The organism is Actinoplanes solisilvae (genome assembly GCF_003999975.1).
Lineage (GTDB): Bacteria > Actinomycetota > Actinomycetes > Mycobacteriales > Micromonosporaceae > Actinoplanes > Actinoplanes solisilvae.
The window spans coordinates 43,508-64,418 of record NZ_RJAC01000023.1 but is presented as its reverse complement, the minus strand read 5'-3'; the positions used below and the strand labels follow the sequence as shown (position 1 = coordinate 64,418).

22 protein-coding genes are annotated in these 20,911 nt (G+C 69.4%); 13 read left to right on the top strand and 9 right to left on the bottom strand.

Features of this window, described 5'->3' with window-relative positions:
- The first annotated feature begins 274 nt into the window (after nt 1-274).
- The gene (locus EER30_RS37680; protein WP_164842621.1) at nt 275-1,135 is read left to right on the top strand and encodes an MEDS domain-containing protein; all 861 of its coding nucleotides are present in this window, start codon (nt 275-277) and stop codon (nt 1,133-1,135) included.
- On the opposite strand, the gene ybiA is transcribed toward EER30_RS37680, so the two are convergent.
- A complete protein-coding gene (gene ybiA / locus EER30_RS37675; RefSeq protein ID WP_205650587.1) occupies nt 1,129-1,680 on the bottom strand; it encodes a riboflavin biosynthesis intermediates N-glycosidase in 552 nt (183 codons plus the stop codon). The two genes, EER30_RS37680 and ybiA, sit on opposite strands and share 7 nt — an antisense overlap.
- 399 nt (nt 1,681-2,079) lie before the next feature.
- Between ybiA and EER30_RS37670 the strand changes: the two genes are divergently transcribed.
- The 5 genes from EER30_RS37670 to EER30_RS37650 all read left to right on the top strand — a co-directional run bounded on the left by EER30_RS37670 (nt 2,080) and on the right by EER30_RS37650 (nt 6,743).
- Nucleotides 2,080-3,417: an MFS transporter gene (locus tag EER30_RS37670; RefSeq protein ID WP_127506038.1), complete on the top strand. Its 1,338-nt coding sequence runs from the start codon at nt 2,080-2,082 to the stop codon at nt 3,415-3,417.
- The gene (locus EER30_RS37665; RefSeq protein WP_240670555.1) at nt 3,407-4,012 is read left to right on the top strand and encodes a sugar O-acetyltransferase; all 606 of its coding nucleotides are present in this window, start codon (nt 3,407-3,409) and stop codon (nt 4,010-4,012) included. The genes EER30_RS37670 and EER30_RS37665 overlap by 11 nt, the downstream gene beginning before the upstream one ends.
- Nucleotides 4,013-4,112: 100 nt before the next feature.
- The gene (locus EER30_RS37660) at nt 4,113-4,559 is read left to right on the top strand and encodes a hypothetical protein (protein WP_127506120.1); all 447 of its coding nucleotides are present in this window, start codon (nt 4,113-4,115) and stop codon (nt 4,557-4,559) included.
- A 247-nt stretch (nt 4,560-4,806) separates the two neighbouring features.
- The gene (locus tag EER30_RS37655) at nt 4,807-6,303 is read left to right on the top strand and encodes a SulP family inorganic anion transporter (RefSeq protein ID WP_127506034.1); all 1,497 of its coding nucleotides are present in this window, start codon (nt 4,807-4,809) and stop codon (nt 6,301-6,303) included.
- 23 nt (nt 6,304-6,326) lie between these two features.
- Nucleotides 6,327-6,743: a MerR family transcriptional regulator gene (locus EER30_RS37650; RefSeq protein ID WP_240670554.1), complete on the top strand. Its 417-nt coding sequence runs from the start codon at nt 6,327-6,329 to the stop codon at nt 6,741-6,743.
- A 1-nt stretch (nt 6,744) separates the two neighbouring features.
- Here the strand turns inward: EER30_RS37650 and EER30_RS37645 are convergent, their stop codons facing one another.
- The 3 genes from EER30_RS37645 to EER30_RS37635 are packed head-to-tail and all read right to left on the bottom strand — an operon-like array spanning nt 6,745 to nt 8,441.
- Nucleotides 6,745-7,176 carry a DUF4259 domain-containing protein gene (locus EER30_RS37645; RefSeq protein ID WP_127506032.1) on the bottom strand — a complete coding sequence of 144 codons (432 nt, stop codon included), beginning with the start codon at nt 7,174-7,176 and terminating at the stop codon, nt 6,745-6,747.
- A 39-nt stretch (nt 7,177-7,215) separates the two neighbouring features.
- Nucleotides 7,216-7,632, bottom strand: coding sequence for a GNAT family N-acetyltransferase (locus EER30_RS37640; RefSeq protein WP_127506030.1), 417 nt, complete (start codon nt 7,630-7,632; stop codon nt 7,216-7,218).
- Entirely contained in the window at nt 7,629-8,441 is an 813-nt protein-coding gene (locus EER30_RS37635) for a class I SAM-dependent methyltransferase (protein ID WP_127506028.1), read from the bottom strand. The genes EER30_RS37640 and EER30_RS37635 overlap by 4 nt, the downstream gene beginning before the upstream one ends.
- Nucleotides 8,442-8,661: 220 nt before the next feature.
- Here EER30_RS37635 and chvE point away from each other — a divergent pair, with 220 nt between their 5' ends.
- The 3 genes from chvE to mmsB are packed head-to-tail and all read left to right on the top strand — an operon-like array spanning nt 8,662 to nt 12,553.
- Nucleotides 8,662-9,789 carry a multiple monosaccharide ABC transporter substrate-binding protein gene (chvE, locus tag EER30_RS37630; protein ID WP_127506026.1) on the top strand — a complete coding sequence of 376 codons (1,128 nt, stop codon included), beginning with the start codon at nt 8,662-8,664 and terminating at the stop codon, nt 9,787-9,789.
- The gene (mmsA, locus tag EER30_RS37625; protein WP_127506024.1) at nt 9,789-11,321 is read left to right on the top strand and encodes a multiple monosaccharide ABC transporter ATP-binding protein; all 1,533 of its coding nucleotides are present in this window, start codon (nt 9,789-9,791) and stop codon (nt 11,319-11,321) included. The genes chvE and mmsA overlap by 1 nt, the downstream gene beginning before the upstream one ends.
- The gene (mmsB, locus tag EER30_RS37620; RefSeq protein WP_127506022.1) at nt 11,318-12,553 is read left to right on the top strand and encodes a multiple monosaccharide ABC transporter permease; all 1,236 of its coding nucleotides are present in this window, start codon (nt 11,318-11,320) and stop codon (nt 12,551-12,553) included. The genes mmsA and mmsB overlap by 4 nt, the downstream gene beginning before the upstream one ends.
- Before the next feature lie 18 nt (nt 12,554-12,571).
- On the opposite strand, the gene EER30_RS37615 is transcribed toward mmsB, so the two are convergent.
- Nucleotides 12,572-13,483, bottom strand: a complete 912-nt coding sequence (locus EER30_RS37615; protein WP_164842620.1) for an alpha/beta fold hydrolase — start codon at nt 13,481-13,483, stop codon at nt 12,572-12,574.
- On the opposite strand from EER30_RS37615, the gene EER30_RS37610 reads away from it, so the two are divergent.
- Nucleotides 13,482-15,080, top strand: a complete 1,599-nt coding sequence (locus tag EER30_RS37610) for an alpha-amylase family glycosyl hydrolase (RefSeq protein WP_127506020.1) — start codon at nt 13,482-13,484, stop codon at nt 15,078-15,080. The two genes, EER30_RS37615 and EER30_RS37610, sit on opposite strands and share 2 nt — an antisense overlap.
- On the opposite strand, the gene EER30_RS37605 is transcribed toward EER30_RS37610, so the two are convergent.
- Nucleotides 15,053-16,177 (bottom strand): HEAT repeat domain-containing protein, encoded by a 1,125-nt coding sequence (locus EER30_RS37605; RefSeq protein WP_127506018.1) that lies wholly within the window; start codon nt 16,175-16,177, stop codon nt 15,053-15,055. The genes EER30_RS37610 and EER30_RS37605 overlap by 28 nt on opposite strands.
- 64 nt (nt 16,178-16,241) lie before the next feature.
- Between EER30_RS37605 and sigJ the strand changes: the two genes are divergently transcribed.
- Nucleotides 16,242-17,180: an RNA polymerase sigma factor SigJ gene (gene sigJ / locus EER30_RS37600; protein ID WP_127506016.1), complete on the top strand. Its 939-nt coding sequence runs from the start codon at nt 16,242-16,244 to the stop codon at nt 17,178-17,180.
- An 84-nt stretch (nt 17,181-17,264) separates the two neighbouring features.
- A complete protein-coding gene (locus EER30_RS37595; protein ID WP_127506014.1) occupies nt 17,265-18,416 on the top strand; it encodes an NAD(P)/FAD-dependent oxidoreductase in 1,152 nt (383 codons plus the stop codon).
- Here EER30_RS37595 and EER30_RS37590 read toward each other — a convergent pair.
- On the bottom strand, nt 18,388-19,164 hold the full coding sequence (locus EER30_RS37590; protein WP_127506114.1) for a carbon-nitrogen hydrolase family protein: 777 nt from the start codon (nt 19,162-19,164) through the stop codon (nt 18,388-18,390). The two genes, EER30_RS37595 and EER30_RS37590, sit on opposite strands and share 29 nt — an antisense overlap.
- A gap of 10 nt (nt 19,165-19,174) precedes the next feature.
- On the bottom strand, nt 19,175-19,702 hold the full coding sequence (locus EER30_RS37585; RefSeq protein ID WP_127506013.1) for a DUF4240 domain-containing protein: 528 nt from the start codon (nt 19,700-19,702) through the stop codon (nt 19,175-19,177).
- 57 nt (nt 19,703-19,759) lie between these two features.
- Here EER30_RS37585 and EER30_RS48150 point away from each other — a divergent pair, with 57 nt between their 5' ends.
- A complete protein-coding gene (locus EER30_RS48150; protein WP_205650586.1) occupies nt 19,760-20,011 on the top strand; it encodes a hypothetical protein in 252 nt (83 codons plus the stop codon).
- Between the two features lie 134 nt (nt 20,012-20,145).
- Here the strand turns inward: EER30_RS48150 and EER30_RS37575 are convergent, their stop codons facing one another.
- Complete coding sequence (locus EER30_RS37575) at nt 20,146-20,907, bottom strand: class I SAM-dependent methyltransferase (protein ID WP_127506011.1); 762 nt, start codon at nt 20,905-20,907, stop codon at nt 20,146-20,148.
- Nucleotides 20,908-20,911: the final 4 nt, after the last annotated feature.

Here is a 20,911-nt window from a genome sequence, read left to right as displayed (position 1 = left end):
GGATGCTTTTGCGGCGATTCGCGAAACGCTAGGGGCGCGCGGTGAATGGAAGGCGTCGCCGGTGCGAATCGGACGTGCGGTCCCGGCGGTCCGGCGGTGAACATTGAGTGACGTGAACCTTTCGGTCATCGCCACCTGACCAGGTGGTTTCACATGGCGAAGTCACTCGTCCGTGGTAACGCGGCGGAAGCGTTTCGAAGCGTACGGTGAACGGCACCTTGCGGCTGTCTGAGCTTCGTGAGGCACGCTGCGCGGGGAGGAACGGGAGGGGCCGGTGGCAGGGCTGGCGCTGCTCGATCGCCTTGAGCTGGGCGACCATGTCTGCTGGACCGTCGACGACGACGAGGTCCGGCAAGAGGCGATCGTCCGGGTGCTGCACGACGGCCTGCGCGCCCGGCACAAAGCGGTCTACTCCGGCGATCAGCCCGAGGCGGTGCTGGCGGCCCTGGCCCGCGACGGCGCCGGCATCCGCGAGGCGATCGGCAGCGGACAACTGACGGCCGTGACCCCCGAGGGCAGCTATCTGGCCGGTGGCGCCTTCGACGCGGAGGACACGCTGGCCCACTGGCACGAACAGAAAGCCCGCGCCCGCGCCGAGGGCTACCTGGGCATGCGCGTAGTCGGCGACATGAGCTGGGCGACCCGGCGGGTGCCGGGGGCGGAACGGCTCGGCTGGTACGAGGCCCAGATCAACACCGTGTTCACCGACGGCTACGTGATGGGCATCTGCGCGTACGACCGACGGCTCTTCAACCCGCTGCTGCTCAGGCGCCTGGCTCTCGCGCACCCCGGGGCGGCCGGCCCGCTGCTGCCCTTCGACCCGGACACGTCGCTGAGGGTCCGCCGCACCACCGAGCCGTACGGGTTGTGGCTGTCGGGCGAGGCTGACATGTCGAATCGGGATGCGCTGACCGCCCTGGTCGAGGAGGCCTTCGGCCAGCGCGACGAGGAACCGGTGGTGACGGTCGACGTGACGGCGCTGCGGTTCGCTGACACGGCTGCCGCCCGGGTGCTGCTCGACGCGGCCGGCCGCGGCCCGATGCACATCGTCGGCTGCTCCCCGGTGATGCTGCGCCTGCTGTATTTCCACGGCGCCGGGACGACGCCGGGGCTGATGGTGACCTCGGGCTACTGAAGTTCCTCTCGTACGTCCATCAGCGCGAACCCGAGCAGGTTGGTGCCCCGCCAGCGGCGTGGATTGGCGGCCGCCGGGTCGTCGCGGCCGAGCCCGATGCCCCAGACGCGGTCCATCGGACTGGCCTCGACCAGCACCCGGTCACCAGTGGTCAGCAGGTAAGCGCGCAACTCGTCGTGCTGACCGAACTTGGCCCGGTTGCCGGCGACGACGATGCCGTAGCGGTGCTCGTTCCAGACGGTCTGCTCGAACCGCTCGACCCGGCCGCCCAGGGTCTTGGCGACCTTGGGATGCGGAGCCTCGAGGATGCGGGCGGCCATGGTGTCGTCGTCGAAGAGGACGGCCTTGCGCCACATCATGTAGTGCTCGGCGGTGGCGAACTCGTGACCGTCGGCGGTGAACGGGGAGGGCCACCACTGGCTCAGGCAACCGGTGCCCGCGCTGCCGTCCCGCTCGGGCTGGTGACCCCAGAAGAACAGGTACTTGACGCGCTTGCGCGCGGCGTGGGCGGCCAGGTCCTGGACATTGCGGGCGGTGACGGACATGCCGCGAGTCTGCCTCATCGCGGTGGTTGGGCTCTCCCGAATTTCGTCGTCGTCCCCGATGTTTTTCGTCGTCGTCCCTCGCCGTGAAGGACCGATTTTTGTCATACCCCCCAACTAGGTTCATTGCCATGACCACCGACCTGAAACCCGCTCCCCGTCCCGTCTCCCCGGCGCTTCGGCCGCCCGTCGTGCCACCCGGTCTGCGCGCGCGTCGTGCCCGCCGGGCCAGACTTCGAGCGGCGGCCACGGCCGCTATCCGCCGGGCGGCCCAGTGAGGGCGCCGCCGCCGAATTTCGCGTTGCGGGGCGCCGCCCCGACGTAATACGGTCACGCCCGGCGAGTTGATGTTCCAGTCCGACCTGTCTGGCGGCTCGCGGTGATGAGCCGCTGGAGTTGCACGTGCACACAGGTCGTTTCGCTGTCGGTCGTTATCTGTCGGTGTTCCGCGTGCCCGCGGCGGCGCGATTCTTCGTGCCCGCGGCCGTTGCGCGACTCGGGGTCGCCATGAGCGGTCTCGGGGTGATGTGGGCGGTTCAGGGGTCGTCCGCGTCATTCGGGCGGGCCGGGGCGGCAGCCGGCGCGTTTGCTGTCGCCGATGCGGTGGTCGGCCCGCAGATCGGCCGGCTCATCGATCGACGGGGGCAGCGGCGGGTCGTGCCGGTGACGGTCGGCTTGTTCGTCGCGGCGGCGGTCGGGCTGGTGCTCGCGCATGGCGTTGTTCCGGTGATGATCGGGCTGGCCGCGCTCGCCGGAGCGACCGTGCCGCCGGTCGGGGCGCTCGCGACGGCTCGGTGGCGCAAGGTGCTGGGTTCGTCGGCGCTGTTGTCGGCGGCCTTGTCGCTGGAGGGGTCGCTCAACGACGTCGTCTTTCTCGTCGGGCCGATCCTGGTGACGACGCTCAGCGCCACCGTCGCGCCGTGGCTCGGGCTGGTCGTGGCTGTTTCGCTCGTGGCGGTCGGGATCGCCGGGCTCGTGACCGCTCGGGCGACTGAGCCGGGACCGAGCCGGTCGTTCGCTGCCGCGAGGCGGCCGGCGTCGGGCGGGGCGGGCGAGTCCGCGACGAACAGGTCGGCCGGCGGCTCGGGTGCGCGGACATCGGGCCGGCTCTTCACCGGGGCGCGAGGGCGGGCCGGGTCCGCGCTTGGTGTGCTGGTCGATCGGCGGCTGTTGGACCGGCGCGTTGTCGCGCTGTTCGCGGTGAACCTGGCGATCGGGTTGTTCTTCGGGGGGATCGGGGTGGCGATCACGGCGTTCGCGCTGGCCCATCAGGCGGGGGCCTGGGCCGGGGTGATCACGGGGGTCGCGGGGGTGGTCAGCCTGGGGGCCGGGCTCGTCTACGGGGCGCTCGAAAACGCTGATCCGCGGGTGATGATCGTGGCGGGAGTGGTTCTCACGGCGGGTTGCGGGTTGCTGGCGTTCGTTCCGGGCCTGCCGGTCATGTTCGCGGGCTACGCGGTTGTGGGCGGCTGCGTCGCGCTCGTGCTCATTCCGGCATCCGTGCAGCTGCGGGAGGCGACCGTGAGCGCGGTCTACACCCAGGCGATGACGTGGATGAACTCGGCGAGCGCCCTCGGGATCGCGGTGGGCGCGCCGGTGGTCGGGCACGTCGTCCAGCGGCACGGGTGGGCGGACGGGTTTCTCGTGCTGGCGGCGTTGACCGCGGCTCTGCCCGTGACACTGCTGATCTCGTACCGGATGCTGTATGCCGGCGTTGAAGGAGAAGCTGGTGGATCGTGAACGTAAGGTGCTGGAGAAGGTCCGGCGCGGGCGGCTCTACACGGAGTCGGAGGCGTCCTTTCAGGCGGCGCGGCGACGAGCCGACCTGATCTTCGATTACAACCACACGCGGCCCAGCGATGAGGGGCGCCGACGGGAGCTGCTCGAGGCGATGCTCGGATCGGTCGGGGCGCGGACGGTTCTGCTGGCGCCGTTCCACGCGGCGTTCGGCAGCAACGTCCACATCGGGGACGACTTCTTCGGCAACGTCAACCTCACCTGCGTCGACGACGTGGAGATCCGCATCGGGAACGGGGTGATGATCGCGCCGAGTGTCACGCTGACCACTACCGGCCACCCGGTTCATCCGGGGTTGCGGGAGGACTTCCGGCGGTTCTCCGAGCCGATCGTGATCGAGGACAGGGTCTGGATCGGCAGCAACGTGGTGGTCCTGCCCGGCGTGACGATCGGGTACGGATCAGTCATCGGTGCGGGCAGCGTCGTCAGCCGCGACGTCCCGGCCATGACCGTCGCTGTCGGCGTGCCCTGCCGGGTTGTGCGGCCGATCACCGACGACGATCTCGCGACCCGGGTGGACGGTTCGACCCTCACGTAGATCTTGCCGGCTTGACCCTCGCGTAGGTCGAGAGCCCAGGATCGCCGGTGTTGCCCGCAGACCGAGCGAGGAGCGCGAAGTGCCCGAGACCGACCCCGTCATGACAGCGATCGTCGCCGCCGTCGAACAAGGCCGCGCGGGTGACCGTGCCGGAGCCCGCCAGGCCCTGGAAGCGCTGTGGGATCAGACCGGCGACGTGCTGCACCGGTGCACGATCGCCCACTTCGCCGCCGACCTGCAGGACTCGGTCGCCGACGAGCTTCGGTGGGATGAGCTGGCCCTGGCCGAGGCGGGATCGATGACCGAGGAGCGTATCCAGCAGTACGACGCGGCGTGGCAGGTGCGGCAACTCCTGCCGTCCCTGCACTTGAACCTGGCTGACGCCCACCGGCGATCCGGCAACTTCGCCGCGGCGAGCAGCTCTCTGAAGGCGGCCCTGGCCGAGATCGACTCCCTGCCGGACAACGACTACGGCACGTTGATCCGCGTCGGCGCCGAGAAGATCGAGCGGGCGCTGGCCGAGAAGTCGGTGGCGCCGCTCGTCTGACGGCTCCCATCCGGCCGAGGTGAGCGTCGAGTGCATCGACGGCGTCGACCAGGCGCGCCGCCAGGGGCTGCGGCAACTCTCCTCTCACCGGAGGGTAGGGTTCGGGTCGAGGCGCCTCGGGTGCCTTTACCGGGCATTGTGGGCGATGGGGCCTCACGCAGAGCGGGACCGTGGTTGACGGGTCCGGCATCACTTCAGCAGGCGCACCTTGGCTGCGCCGTGCGTTTTCCGAGCCGAAATGGGTTACATGTCGTCGCTGTTGTCGGCGGGTCGTTCGCCGCGCCTGTCGCGTCCGGAATGGTTGTCGTCGCCGAAGGTGCTGCGTACCGAGGTGCTCGCGGGGCTGGTCGTGGCGCTCGCGTTGATCCCGGAGGCGATCTCGTTCTCGATCCTCGCGGGGGTCGACCCGAAGATCGGGCTGTTCGCGTCGTTCACGATGGCCGTCACCATCGCGTTCACCGGGGGACGGCCGGCGATGATCTCGGCTGCGACCGGGGCGATCGCCCTGGTCGTGGCGCCGCTCGCCAAGGAGCACGGGCTGGGCTATCTGGTCGCGGCGGTCATCCTGGGCGGGCTGTTCCAGGTGATCCTGGCGGTCGCCGGGGTGGCGAAGCTGATGCGGTTCATCCCGCGCAGCGTCATGGTCGGCTTCGTCAACGCGCTCGCCATTCTGATCTTCTCGGCGCAGGTGCCGCATCTGGTCGGCGTGCCGTGGCTGGTCTATCCGCTGGTCGCGGTCGCGTTGGCGATCATGTGGTGGCTGCCGAAGCGGGTCACCGCGGTGCCGGCCCCGCTGGTCGCGATCGTGCTGCTCACCGCATTCGTGATCATCGCGCAGGTGGCCGTCCCGAACGTCGGCGACGAGGGCACGCTGCCCGACAGCCTGCCCGTGCTCGGCCTGCCCGACGTGCCGTTCACTTTCGCCACGTTGACCACCATTGCCCCGTACGCCCTGGCCATTGCTCTGGTCGGGCTGATGGAATCGCTGATGACGGCCAAGCTCGTCGACGACATCACCGACACGCGATCGGACAAGACCCGCGAGTCGTGGGGGCAGGGCGTCGCGAACATCGTCACCGGGTTCTTCGGCGGCATGGGCGGCTGCGCGATGATCGGCCAGTCGATGATCAACGTGAAGGTCTCGCGGGCGCGGACGCGGTTGTCGACGTTCCTGGCCGGGGTGTTCCTGTTGATCCTGGTCGTTGTGCTGGGCGACGTCGTCGCCCTCATCCCGATGGCCGCCCTGGTCGCCGTCATGATCATGGTGTCGGTCGGCACCTTCGACTGGCACAGCATCAAGCCCTCGACGCTGAGACGGATGCCCGCGGGCGAGATCGCCGTCATGGTCGTCACCGTCGCCGGCACGCTGGCCACTCACAATCTGGCCGTCGGGGTTGTGCTGGGCGTCCTGACCGCGATGGTGATCTTCGCTCGGCGGGTGGCGCGCTTCGCATCCGTGACCAGCGAGCTGGACGGCGAAACCCGTGTCTACCGGGTGGGCGGGGAGCTGTTCTTCGCGTCGAGCAACGATCTGGTTCACCAGTTCGACTACGCCGGCGATCCGGACCGGGTCGTGATCGACCTGAGCTCGGCGCACATCTGGGACGCGTCTTCCGTGGCGGCGCTCGACGCGATCACCACCCGCTATGAGGCGCGGGGCAAGCACGCGCAGATCGTCGGGCTCAACGAGGCGAGCGAGAAGTTCCACGAGAACCTGTCCGGCAAGCTGGGCGCGGGCCACTGATGGGCGGCGGGCACACTGAGGCGATGACCGCAGGGCGTATGCAGATCGGCGAGGCCGCCGAACGGGTCGGGCTCAGCATCCGCACGATCCGCCACTACGAGGAGGCGGGGCTGGTCGTCCCGTCGGCCCGCAGTGAGGGCGGGTTCCGGCTCTACACCGAGCCCGACCTCGACCGGCTGCGCGTGATCAAGCGGATGAAGCCGCTCGGCTTCACCCTCGAGGAGATGCGGGAGCTGCTGGTCGTGCTCGACGAACTGGCCACAGCCCAGGGCGAGCAGCGGGCCGGCCTGCTCGACCGGCTCGCCATGTTCCACACGGCCGCCCGCACCCGGGTGGAAGCACTGCGCGCCCAGCTCGACATGGCCGAGGGCTTCGCCCACCAGATCGACGAACTGATGGACCAGCACAACCAGCAGCCGCCCGGCGCACTGCCGCGGTGACTCAGCGGCCGTCCGCGCGCTGCAGGATCGCGCGGATCGGCTCGAGCGAGGCCGCGACATCCGGGTCGAGCGAGCCCGACTCGGACCACAACTCGCACCATTCCGAGTCGTCGCCCACGATGCGGTCGAGGGCGCGCAGGGCCAGCGGCGGCAGGTCGGGTGTGATCTCGAGGCGGCCGCCGCCCTCGACGAGGAAGTCGGGCGCGTAGGGCGAGGTCACCGGCGTGCCGCCGGGGAGGTGCGAGGCCACCAGCGCGGCCGCGGCGACGACGGCCGAGCCCTCGTCGCTCTCCAGATAGGAGTCGGACTCGAGGACCGACGTGAACGCCGCCCGCACCAGCCCGGGCCGGTCGGCGGGAGCCGCGTCGTCGAGGTCACCGCACCAGTCGGCGGCGCTGTCGTTGTCGAACGGACCGTGGCCCCATGCACCCATCACAACCCCCGTAGCTCGATTCGCGCCGCGAGCGTAGCGTCAGCCTCTGACATTTTCGGCGTCCAGCGCGATCAGCCCCGCCGCGGTCGGCCGGAAACCGCATCGACGCAGGTAGAAGTCCTCCAGACGCGGTTCGAAGTCGACGTGCGCCCATGTGCAGCCGGCCGCTCGGGCCTCGTCAACGGCCGCCTTCACCAGCGCCGCGCCGATGCCGTTCCCTTGGAAAGCAGGGTCGACGGCCGTGTCGAGCAGGAACGCGTGCGAGCCGCCGTCCCAGCCGACCTGCACGAAGCCGATCAGCCGCGACGCAGCGAACGCGCCGACCCAGGTCAGGGCGTGGCGCTCCAGCCGGGCGCGCCACGGCACCACCGGCCCCGAGCTGCCGAAGGCCCGCCCGTGCAGATCGTTGAGCACCGCGTCGTCGACGGGGAAGCGTACGACGAATGTGACGGTCACGCGGCGGTGGCCAGCAGCGCGTAGAACAGCGGGATCCGCGGCTCGGATGCGGGCAGCCGCCAGAAGCCGTCGGCGGTAGGCTCCATGGAGGGCCACCGGGGCCACGGAATCTCGTCGCTCTCCCTCAGCGAGCGCACCGAGAGTCCCGCGCGGGCGAGCGCCGTCACCACCTCGCCCAGCCCGTGCGCCCACTCGTAACTCGTGGTCGCCGACGTCAGCGCCGGGCCGTCGGTGTACGTACGGGAAGCATCGATTGTGCGGGGGCCACGCCCGGCCGAATAGTCTTTGCGCAGCAGCAGGGAAGCGTCGTCGGGCGAGCGGGGGACCAGGCCGATGGCGTTCAGCACGGGGTGGAACTCCACGACGTACGCTACCCCGCCCGGCTTCAGTAGCGCGGCCACCTCTGAAGCCCACCGGGGCAGGTCGGGCAGGTAGCAGAGCGCGCCCTTTCCCGTGTAGACGACGTCGAACTGGCGCCCGCCCAGGGCAAGTACCGCCTCGTACACGTTCGCGTGGACAAAGGTGATGTCCGGGGCGAGCCGCCGGGCCGCGGCGCACGACTCCGCCGACAGGTCCAGACCCGTCACCGTACGCGCCCCGCGCCGGGCGAAAGCCTGGGTCTCGGTGCCGAGGTGGCATTGCAGGTGCAGCACGTCCTTGCCGGTCAGCGGCCCGAGGTCGTCCCACTCGTAGGGAGCGAACCACGACTCGGCGTCGCGGGCGTAGAACTGGCTCGCCAGGTGGATCGGGGTCCGCTCGTCCCAGTTGGCCTCGATGGCTGCCATGAGTTCGCCGATGTCGGGATTCATGGGTTCCATCCAGCCATATCGACCATGCTGGATCTACCCCGTGTCGCCGCCCTGGATACTACGCATCGACGACCGTGCGGACGACCGAGACCATCCTGTTATCGATAACAACGTTTCGACCAAATGTCGGCAACGTTGCTTGGAACGGTTGACACGTTCTCGTGTGACCGTTCACACTCGACCGCACTCCCGCTCCCAGGACCCGATGAAGGAGTTCCGCATGAGACTGTCCAGGATGGGTGCGGTGGTTTCCGCCGCCGTGCTCGCTACGTCCCTGGCCGCATGTGGCTCAAGTGAGAAAACCGTCGACAAAGAGGCCGGCGCCGTCGACAACAAGGGCGCCCTGATCGGTGTCACCATGCCGACCCGCTCCTCGGAGCGCTGGATCAGCGACGGTGAGAACCTGCAGAAGCAGCTCGAGGCGCTCGGCTACAAGGTCGACCTCCAGTACGCCGAGGACAAGATCCCGACCCAGACGCAGCAGCTCGACAACCAGATCACCAAGAAGGCCAAGCTGCTGATCATCGCGTCGATCGACGGCACGGCGATCACGACGCAGCTCGAGAACGCCAAGGCCAACAAGATCCCGGTCATCGCGTACGACCGGCTCATCCGCAACAGCCCGAACGTCGACTACTACGCGACGTTCGACAACTTCAAGGTCGGCGTGCAGCAGGCGACGTCGCTGCTCACCGGGCTGAAGGTGCTCAAGGCCGACGGTTCGGCCGGCGACGCCAAGGGCCCGTTCAACATCGAGCTGTTCGCGGGCTCGCCCGACGACAACAACGCCACGTTCTTCTTCAACGGCGCGATGAGCGTGCTCAAGCCGAAGATCGACGACGGCACCCTGGTCGTGAAGAGCAAGCAGACCGACTTCAAGACGGTCGCGATCCTGCGCTGGCAGGCCAAGACCGCCCAGGATCGGATGGAGAACCTGCTCACCTCCACCTACCGTGGCGGCGCGAAGGTCGACGGGGTCCTCTCCCCGTACGACGGTCTGTCGATCGGCATCCTCTCGGCGCTGAAGAGCAACGGGTACGGCACGGCGGCCCAGCCCTGGCCGGTGGTCACCGGTCAGGACGCCGAGCAGGCCTCGGTCAAGTCGATCAAGCGCAACGAGCAGTACTCGACGATCTACAAGGACACGCGTGAGCTGGCCAAGACGACCGTCGCGATGGCCGACGCCGTGCTCAAGGGTCAGCAGCCGAAGACGAACAACACCACCGACTACGACAACGGTGTGAAGGTCGTCCCGTCGATGCTGCTCGAGTCGGTCATCGTCGACAAGGAGAACTACAAGAAGGAGCTCGTCGACACCGGGTACTACACCGAGGCGCAGCTTTCCTGATGTCCGACTCCATCCTCCGCATGCGGGGCATCTCCAAGACGTTCCCGGGCGTTCGCGCGCTCGACGACGTCAACCTGGAGGTGCTCCGCGGCGAGATCCACGCGATCTGCGGGGAGAACGGCGCCGGTAAGAGCACCCTCATGAAGGTGCTCTCCGGCGTCTACCCGCACGGCGACTACGACGGCGAGATCACGTTCGAGGGGCAGGAGTGCCGCTTCGGCGGCATCCGCGACAGCGAGCACCACGGCATCGTGATCATCCACCAGGAGCTGGCGCTCGCGTCGAACCTGTCGATCGCCGAGAACATCTTCCTCGGCAACGAGCAGTCCCGGCGCGGCCTGATCGACTGGAACCGCACGAACGCGGCCGCCGCCGAGCTGATGCGCCGCGTCGGCCTCGACGAGAACCCGGTCACCCAGGTCATCGACCTCGGCGTCGGCAAGCAGCAGCTCGTGGAGATCGCCAAAGCGCTGTCCAAGCAGGTCAAGCTGCTGATCCTCGACGAGCCCACCGCGGCGCTCAACGACGACGACTCGGCGCACCTGCTGGACCTGCTGCGCGGCCTGCGCGACGAGGGCATCACCTGCGTGATCATCTCGCACAAGCTCAACGAGGTGCTTGACATCGCCGACCGGGTGACGATCCTGCGCGACGGCAAGACGATCACCACCCTGGACGCCGAGGGCCTCACCGAGGACCGGATCATCAGTGGCATGGTCGGCCGCGACCTCGACCACCGCTTCCCGCCCCGCGAGCCGAGGATCGGCGAAGAGGTGCTGCGGGTCGAGGACTGGAGCGTGCACAGCCCCACCCAGCACGGGCGGCTGCTGGTCGACCGGGCCGGCTTCACGCTGCGCCGCGGCGAGATCGTCGGGCTGGCCGGGCTGATGGGCGCCGGGCGCACCGAGCTGGCCATGAGCATCTTCGGCCGCGCCTACGGCACCGGGATCAGCGGTCGGATCTTCAAGGACGGCCGGGAGATCCGGTTGCGGTCGGTCCGCGAGGCCATCCGGCACGGCATCGCGTACGCCACGGAGGACCGCAAACGGTACGGCCTGAACCTGATCGAGGACATCAAGCGCAACGTCTCGGCCGCCGGGCTGCGCAAGCTCGCGAAGCGGGGCTGGGTCGACGAGAACGAGGAATACCAGGTCGCCGACTCGTACCGGAAGAGCATGAACATCAAGGCGCCCAGCGTCGCCAGCATCACCGGCAAGCTCTCCGGCGGCAACCAGCAGAAGGTCGTCCTCTCCAAGTGGATCTTCACCGATCCGGACGTGCTGATCCTCGACGAGCCGACGCGCGGCATCGACGTCGGTGCCAAGTACGAGATCTACACGATCATCAACCAGCTCGCCGAGGCCGGGAAGTCGATCCTGCTCATCTCGAGCGAGCTGCCCGAGTTGCTCGGGCTCTGCGACCGCATCTACACGCTCTCGGCCGGACGGATCACCGGTGAGGTGCCGCGCGCCGAGGCCACCCAGGAAGGCCTGATGACGCTCATGACCGCCGGACAGGAGGCACGCCCGTGAGCGTCGCCCCAACCGCAGAGCGGGCCGCCCCGCTCAGCCGCACCCCCGGCGGGCCCCGCCGCTTCCAGCTCAACCTGCGGCAGAGCGGCATCTACATCGCGTTCGCGGCGATCGTGCTGCTGTTCACGATCCTCACCGGCGGCGACATGCTCGCCCCGCAGAACATCAGCAACATCATCGTCCAGAACTCGTACATCCTGATCCTGGCCATCGGCATGATCCTGGTGATCATCGCCGGGCACATCGACCTGTCGGTCGGCTCGATCGTGGCCGCCAGCGGCGCGGTCGCCGCCGTGCTCATGGTCAACCACGATGTGCCGTGGCCACTGGCCGTGCTGCTCACCCTGGTGGTCGGCGGCCTGATCGGGGCCTGGCAGGGCTACTGGGTGGCGTACTTCGGCATCCCGGCGTTCATCGTCACGCTCGCCGGCATGCTGCTGTTCCGCGCGGTCACCTACACGATCCTCGGCAACCGCGGCATCGGCCCGTTCCCGGAAGAGGTGCGTACCCTCTCGAACGGTTTCACCTCGGGCTTCCTCGGCAACGTGGGCCTCGGCGCGCTCGGGGGCGCCGACCTGTTCAGCCTGCTGCTCGGGCTCGCGGCCGTCGCCGGCATCGTGGTCACCCAGTGGCGCTCGCGGGCCGGCCGGGCCCGGTACGGCCAGGTCGTCGAGCCGTTGCCGCTGTTCATCACCAAGATCGCGCTCGCCGCGGTCGTGGTCATGTTCGTGGTCGTGCAGCTCGCCCGCTTCCGCAACGTGCCCTGGGTGCTGGTGCTGCTGGCCGCGCTCGTGATCGGCTACTCGGTGCTGACCAACCGGGCGGTCTTCGGCCGCCAGATCTACGCGGTCGGCGGCAACCTGCAGGCGGCCACCCTGTCCGGCGTCAAGGTCAAGTCGGTCGTGTTCTGGATCTTCGTGAACATGGGCGTGCTGGCCGCGCTGGCCGGCATCATCTTCGCCGGGCGTCTCAACCAGGCCAACCCGACCGGCGGCGACCAGTTCGAGCTGGACGCGATCGCGGCGGCGTTCATCGGGGGCGCCGCGGTGCAGGGCGGCGTCGGCAAGGTCGTCGGCGCCATCACCGGCGGCCTGATCATGGGTGTCATCAACAACGGCATGAGCCTCATCGGCGCGCCGAGCGAACAGGTCATGCTGGTCAAGGGCGCGGTGCTGCTGGCCGCGGTCGCCTTCGACGTGTGGACCAAGCGCCGCGCGGGCGCCAGCCGCTGAACGGTCTCGTCGCGGCTCTCAGCGCAGGAATTCACTGAGAGCCGCGACGACGGCGGACGGGTTCTCCTCGGCCATGTGATGCCCCGACTCGATCGGCGCGCCGCGGACGTCGTCGGCCCACTCCCGCCAGATGGCGAGCGGATCCCCGTACAACGTCTCCATGTCGTCCTTCGTCGACCACAGGAACAGCGCCGGGCAGGTCACCCTGTTGTTCGCCCGACGGTCGGCGAGCTCGTGCTCCCGGTCGACGCCGAGCCCGGCCCGGTAGTCCTCGATCATCGCCCGTACCGTCTCGGGATCACGGGTGGCGGCTCGGAACTCGTCGTGGTTCCCGGCCCCCATCCGCTCGGGCGTGCCCTTGTACCAGGCGTCCGGGTCGGCGTTGATGACCCGCTCCGGTGTGCCGGGCTGGGCGAGGAAGAACCAGTGCCACCAGGCCGTGGCGAACCGGGCGTCGCACCGGGCGAGGGCCTCGCTGATCGGCACACCATCCATGACGACCAATTTCCGTACGACCCCGGGGTGGTCCAGCGTCAAGCGGAGCGCGACATAACACCCGCGGTCGTGCCCCGCCACGGCGAACCGTGAATGCCCGAGCGCGCTCATCAGCCGCACGAGATCGCCGGCGACCGCCCGTTTCGACTGCTGCGAGTGGTCGTCGCGAGGTGCCACCGTGCTCGACTGTCCGTAGCCGCGCATGTCCGGGCAGATCACGCTGAACCCGGCGTCGACCAGGCGCGGCGCGACCCGGTGCCACGTCGATCCCGTACGCGGATGGCCGTGGATCAGCAGCACCGGCGGGCCCTGACCACCGTGCCGAACCCGCAGGACTGCCTCGCCGACATCGACCTTCTCGTCCGTGAATCCGTCGAACACGTCCCACCCCGTACCCAGCGGCGGCTGGATGAGTCTGCTTAGCTTGGCGTTCATGGGGCGTGAATGGCTGGCCGACGCGGTGCTGTACGAGATCTATCCCCAGTCGTTCGCCGACGCCGACGGTGACGGCGTGGGGGACCTGCGCGGGGTGATCGATCGGCTCGATCACATCGCGTCGTTGGGCGTGAACACGATCTGGTTCAACCCGTGCTTCGCCTCGCCGTTCGTCGACGCGGGCTACGACGTGAGCGACTACCTGAGGATCGCGCCGCGTTACGGGACCAACGCCGACATGGCCGAGCTCGTGGACAAGGCACGCTCGCGCGGTATTCGCGTCCTGCTCGACCTGGTCGCGGGACACACGTCGATCGAGCACCCGTGGTTCCAGCAGGAGCTGGCCGCCGACGGGCCCTCCGCCGAGGGCGATCGCTACATCTGGGCCGCGGAACTGCCGGACAGCGCGTGGGCGCTCGACCAGCCGGGAACGCCCGCCTGGGTGCGCTCGCCGGGGCCGCGCCCGGGGTGGTATCTCAAGAACTTCTACGACCAGCAGCCCGCACTGAACTTCGGCTGGATCAACGGGTCGTCCAGTCAGCCGTGGCGCGACGCGATCGACGCCCCCGGACCGCTGCGCAACCGGCAGGCGCTCAAGGACATCATCGCCCACTGGCTCGACCTCGGCGTCGCCGGATTCCGGGTCGACATGGCGTTCTCGCTGGTCAAGGACGAGGAGCTGGAACAGGGGTACGTCGAGACGGTCGCGCTCTGGTGGGAGATCCGTTCGTGGCTCGAGACCGACTATCCCGACGCTGTGCTGATTCCCGAGGGATCCGAGCCGCGTACGGGTGGGGAGCTCGCCTTCGACGCCGACTTCTTCCTGGTCATCCACGACGCGCACGCCAGCCTGTTCAACAACCAGTTCGCGGGGCGGCTGCCGTTCCAGGAGCCGCGCGAACCGTTCTTCGACGCGGCCGGCAAGGGCAGCACCAAGCCGTTCCTCGACGCGTGGGCGGTCGCGCGCGACGGGCACCCCGACCGGCCGATCATCTTGGCGACGGCCGACCACGACTTCGACCGGCTGAGCTGCGGGCCGCGCACCGCCGAGCAGCTCGGGGCCGCGCTGACCCTGCTCTTCACGTGGGGCAGCATCCCGTGCCTCTACTACGGCGACGAGATCGGCATGCGTTACCTGCCCGGGTTGCCGAACGTGGAGGGCTCGGTCTGCGACCCCGGGTACAACCGGGCGGGCTGCCGCACCCCCATGCAATGGGACGACGGCCCCAACGCCGGCTTCTCGACCGCCGACCCCGCCCGGCTCTACCTGCCGATCGACCCCGACCCGGCCCGCCCGACCGTGGCCGCGCAGCAGGACGACCCGGCCTCGACGCTGAACCTCGTACGTGAGCTGATCGCCCTGCGGCAGGCCACGCCCGCCCTCGGCACCCGGGCGCCGACCCGCGTCGTCTCGGAGAGCTACCCCTTCGCGTACGTCCGTGGCGACTCCCATCTCGTCGTGGTCAACCCGCGCCGCGAGCCGGCCACCCTGGCGGTCGACGGAGCGGAACCGGTCTGGGCGTCAGGCATCGCGGCCCGGCCCGGCGAGCTGCGCGTCGACGGGTTCGGCTACGGCGTGTTCACCGTGCCGGCGTAGGCGCGCATCTTCTCGGCGCTGTTCGGCAGGCCGTGTGCGCCGACCACCCAGAAGAAGTTGCCCAGCCGCCAGACCGAGGGCGTGTCAGCGAGAGCGTGGACCACCCGTTTCTGACCCGCGGTGAGATCGTCGAACGGGGTTCCCGAGGGCACGGGGCCGTCGGGGAAGGCCCGGCGCACCAGCTCTTGCGCGATGGCGAGCGAGCCCGTGGCCAGCCGCCCCAGCAGCATGTCGATCGCCTGCTCGGAGTCGTCGGCGAGAACCCGGCGCAGGGACAGGGCGGCCAGACCGGCCAGGTCTGCGCCGAGGAAGGGCAGTTCGGAGGACGTGGCCCGCAGAAGCTCGGACACCACGGCGGGCGTCGAGACGTGCCGGCGGGCCAGGGCGACGGCGGCCGCGGCGCGGACGATCTCGGGGGAGTCGCCGGTGAGGAGGGCCAGCATCATCGCGCGGGCGTCGTCGAGCAGACCGAGGGCGATCAGAGCCGTGGCCGCGACCGTGGGGTCGGGGTCGGCGGTCGCGGCGCGCAGCGCGGGCAGGCTGAGCGGGGCCGACTCGGGGAACCAGCCGAGCGCGTAAGCGGCCTGGCGGCGCACCTCGGGAGCGGCGTCGCCCAGCAGCCGGACCAGGGTCGGCGTGCCCGCCGCGACCGCCTCGTAGACGTTGAGCTCGATGCGCGCCTGCAGCCGACTTTGATCTTGCTCGTCGAGGGACTCGAATCGTTCGAAGCCGCCACCGCCGTCGCGCAGCAGCTCGGCGCCGCCGGCCGCGCCCGCGCGCAGCTCGCCGATCGGGAAACCGTCGGGCAGGTAGGACTCGTCGTAGCCGATGGCCAGCGCGACCAGCAGCTCGATCAGCGCCGGCCGGTCGGGAGTCGACGGGTCGGCCACCAGCTCGAGCAGGAACGGCACCGCGTAGGAGCTCGCCTCGTAACGGGTGCCCTGGTGGAAGATGTTGCCGTAGAGCGTCCAGAGGGTTTTCTTCCGCACGTCGGCGTCGTCGGACAGGAGCGCCCGCAGCGCGGCGGGCACGTCATCGGCGGGGCCGTAGGCGTGGTCGATGTCGGACCAGGGCACGTCATGCAGCGTTTCGAACACGACGCGACCTTACGACCCGGGTATGACATTTTCCGGCGGGCGGGCGTATGGCACGGTTAGGCGCATGTCGCTCAGCGTGCGTGAGGTCGAGGTCTTCGAGCGGTCCCGGGGGCGCCTCGAGGCGATCGCCTACCGCCTGCTGGGCTCGGCCGGCGACGCCGAGGACGCCGTACAGGACACGTTCCTGCGCTGGCAGACCGCCGATCGGGAGTGGATCCGTACGCCCGAGGCCTGGCTGACCAAAGCGCTGACCAACATCTGCCTCAACCAGCTCACCTCGGCGCGGGCGCGGCGCGAGAGCTATGTGGGGCAGTGGCTGCCCGAGCCGATCCTCGACGGCGACCGCATGCTCGGCCCGGCCGAGACCGCCGAACAGCGCGACTCGGTGTCGTTCGCCGTGCTCACCCTCATGGAGCGGCTGCCCGCCAACGAGCGCGTGGTCTACGTGCTGCGCGAGGCGTTCGGCTACGCCCACGCCGAGATCGCCGACATGCTCGACCTCAGCGAGTCGAACAGCCAGCAACTGCTGCGCCGCGCCCGGCAACATCTGGCCACCGGCCCGGCCCGCACGGAGACCGACCCCGGCGCCGCTCGCAAGGTCGTCGAGGAGTTCCTGGCCGCGACCATGAGCGGCGACACCGGCCCGCTGGTGCGGCTGCTGACCGGCGACGCGGTGAGTGTCGCCGACGGCGGCGGTCAGGTTCCCGCCCGCGGCACACCGGTGGTCGGCGCGCTGGCCATCGCGCGTTTCCTGCGCGGCTCGTTCAGGCCCGCCGTCGTCCAGCGGTTCGTCGACGGCCCCGTCGCCATCCACGCCGCCGTCGTCAACAGCGACCCGGCGATGGTGTTCGTCGTCGGTGAGCGGGTCATCGGCGTGATCACGCTGCGGCTCACCGACGAGGGCATCGTCGCCCTGCACGTGCAGGCCAACCCCGACAAACTCGTACGCCTCTCCCGGCTGTGGTCCGAGGCCGAGCACGAGGGAGCGATCATGGAGTGGTGACCTAGGTCATAGCCGCGCACTGTCAGGGATCGCGTCGCTGCCCGGTTCAGGAACCGAGCACGCCGACCGAACAGGAGCGCACCCATGAAGCACCGCATCGTCGTCCTCGGAGCCGGATATGCCGGCGCGCACACCGCGGGCCGCCTCGCCCGGCGCCTGCACCCCGCCGACACCGAGATCACCCTCGTCAACGCCGAGCCCGACTTCGTCGAACGGGTCCGCCTGCACCAGCTCGCCGCCGGCCAGGACCTGCCGCCCCGCCCGCTGCGTGACGTCTTCGCGGGCACACACATCACTCTGCGCCACGATCGGGTCTCCGCCGTCGACCCCGACCGCAAGTCCGTCACCCTGTCCGAAAGCGAGATCGAGTACGACACCCTCGTCTACGCGCTGGGCAGCACCGTCACCGGCCACGGGCACCACGTCGCGTCCCGGCCGGCCGCCCTGGCACTGCGCGGCCGCCTCGACGATCTCGGCGCGGGCGCGACGGTACTGGTCGTGGGTGGAGGCCTGACCGGCATCGAGACGGCCACCGAACTCGCCGAGTCCCGGCCCGACCTGCAGATCGCGATCGCCGCCCGCGGCGACGCCGGCGACTGGCTCGGCGACAAGGCCCGCGTCCATCTGCGCTCTGCTCTCGACAGGCTCGGCATCACGGTCCACGAGCGCGCCGACATCGCCGGCGTCGACGACCGCGGCGGCCTCACCGACACCGGAAGGCTGATTCCGGCCGCGGTGACCGTGTGGACGGGCGGTTTCGCCACCTACCCCATCGCGGCCGCGTCGGGCCTGGCCGTCGCCGGCAACGGCCAGGTCGTCGTCGACGGCACGATGCGGTCGGTGTCCCACCCCGACGTTTACGCCGTGGGCGACACCGCGTACGCCGAGGGCGCGGGCGGCAAGCCGCTGCGGATGTCGTGCGCGTCCGGCATCCCGACGGCCTGGCAGGCGGCCGACTCCATCGTCGCGCGTCTGGCCGGGGGCGACCTGCCCACGACGCCGTTGCGCTACTTCAACCAGTGCATCAGCCTGGGCCGGCGCGACGGCATCATCCAATTCGTCACCGCCGACGACCGGGCCAAGGCGACCGCGATCACGGGCCGTCCCGCCGCGCGCATCAAGGAGTTCATCTGCGCGGGCGCGGCGTGGAGCGTCGGCCACCCGACCGTCATGATGCCGACCCGCCGCCGTCACACCTCGGCGGACCTCACGACGGCCGGTAGTTCAGCGCGATAACGTCCTGGCGGCGCTGCCCGAGATACCACCCGCTGGTCGCATCGAGGTCGACGACCTGTCGAAGGATGTCGGTGCGGCCGGCGGGCAGCTCGGCGAGGACCTCGCCACGCGGGGACACCACCATGCTCGGGCAGTGCTGATCGGGATGCGCGATGTTGGCCGAGACGAGAAAGCGCTGATTCTCGGCGGCCCGGCTGATCAGATGACTGCGCCAGACGCCCTGCGGCTCGCGGGTGTTGGCCGCGTTGGTGAGGTAGAAGAAGACCTGCGCCCCCTGCGCGGCGAGATGCTGCCACTGCTCGGGAAACCGAATCTCCCGGCAGAGCTGAATCGCCGCCGTGACCGTTTCCCCACCACAGGAGACATCGACCGTCGGCAGATCGTCGCCGGGTTGCAGGCGCCCGCGCTCGTTCATCGCCAGGTTGATTTTCCGGTACGCCGAATGGCCGCCCTCGGCGTCGAAGAACAGCCCGGCGTTGTGCCACCCGCCGCCTGAGGCCAGCAGCGAGCCGCAGAAGACACTCACCCGCTTCTGCCGGGCCATCGCGGCGACCTGGGCGACGGCGTGATCGACGGTCGCGGGGTCGAGCGCGTCGAGCGGAGCCAGATCTTCGTCATACCCCGACAACATGCCCTCCGGGAAGACGACGGCATCCCCGCCCTGCGCCTCGTCGAGAACATCAATCACCGTACGGAGATTGGCGTCCACATCCCACCGGACAGGAACCTGAGCCACCACAACAGACATCAGCACCGCTTCAGTCCTCGAGCAGGATCGACAGACGGGGGAGACGACGGCGGAATTCGTCATCGTCGTCGAAATCCCAGAAACGGCCCAACTCCGGGTAGCGGCCCTCGGTTCTGGGCAGCTCATACGTGCCGGTGAGAGCGTGGTACGCGTCGGCGACGACACCGAACATGTCCTCACACTCGAGGTCCAGCGTCGTCCCGGCCGCGTCCCGGACCGCCGGCAGGTCGGCGAGCGCGTCCGGATCGGCGACGACCCGCTCGAACACCGCCCGGCCCTGGGTTAGCAGCCAGCCGCGGAAGTATTCGAAGCCGTCGTCGGAACAGCCGCCGTTGAGCTGATAGGCCGCACCCCACAGATCGACCCGGTAGGAGTCCGCCATCAGGTCGTGCAGCGCCTGGTTCAGCTCCGCGACCTCGGCCGCCGGCAGCGCGGTCAACGCTTGCCGAGTGCGATCGGCGACAGCCTCGGCGTCGGACGGGTCGTGCACCCCGGCCCGGCCCTGCTCGACGAGTGCCCAGAATCGATCCACAGTCATGCGCGGCAGCATCGCAGAGGGGTACGACAATCGGTCCCGATGGGTACGCTGCCGGGGATGGCGCGCAGTGAGGTTTTGTTTCTGGGCGGGCGGGCGGGCGGGCGGTCCGGGGCCGGTAAGAGCAGCGTGGGCAACGAGATGCACGCCCAGCTCTCGGCCACCGCGGTCGAGCACTGCCTGATCGAGGGCGACAACCTGGGGCTGGCGTTTCCGTCGCCGGGCGAGCATCGGCTGACAGAGCGGAATCTGGCGGCGATGTGGGCCAACTATCGCTCGGCCGGCTATCGGCGCCTGATCTACACGGCGTGAGGTCGGGACGGCCTACGATCTGCACGTCCGCCGCAGCGACGTCGCGGCGCGGGAGCTCGAACAGTTGAGCCCCGACTGGGTTCATCGAGTGGCGACCGACGATCGTGTGGTGGCCGACATCGCGGCGGAGATCATCAGCTTGGCGGCTTGGACTCGGCCGGGGCCAGGGGCCGTAGTTTGAAGATCAGGATGCCCAGGTACTTGTTCAGGTACGCCTGCTTGTGCGGGTAGCGGCGTGCCGCCTCGTCATCGAGCTGGGGTTCGACGACGGTCTCGATCCACAGCCGTGCCGCGCTGAACACATTGAGCAGATCGGACATGGTGTAGGCCCGTTTGGTCAGGGAGATGCTCTCGTTCCAGCGGCTCCGGTAGGTGTAGTCGGCCTCGGAGAAATACTCCTCGCCCAACGTGGTCCCGTTCCGTTCGGCTTGTTCGACGGCGTACCGGATCGGCTGGGTCCTCGTGAGCAGAATGAACCCGTTCTGGTTCAACATCGTTTGCGCGGCTCGCAAGGTGTGCACCGGGTCCTTCGCGTAGCCGAACGACTGCAGGAAAAGGATCCGGTCGAAAGTGCGGCCCTGCAACTCCGGCACCGACTCCGGATGGGACAGGTCACCACGGATCAGGTCGACGCCGCTCGGCGCGGAGGTGATGAACTTCCCCGCGATGTCGACACCGGCGGAGGCGGCCGCGCCGGCGCGGACCAGTTCGGCCAGTTTGCCGCCGTTGCCGCAGCCGAGGTCCAGAATCGAGCGACCGGTGACATCGCCGAGAAGTTCTCGCTGAGCGGGCCACTCGACGAGCCGGTCCAAGGAATCGTCCCGGGCGCGCGCCCGCTCATAGTCGGTGGTGAGTTCCTGCCACGCCTGACTTGAACTGCCCCGTTCTGCCGCCATGCGC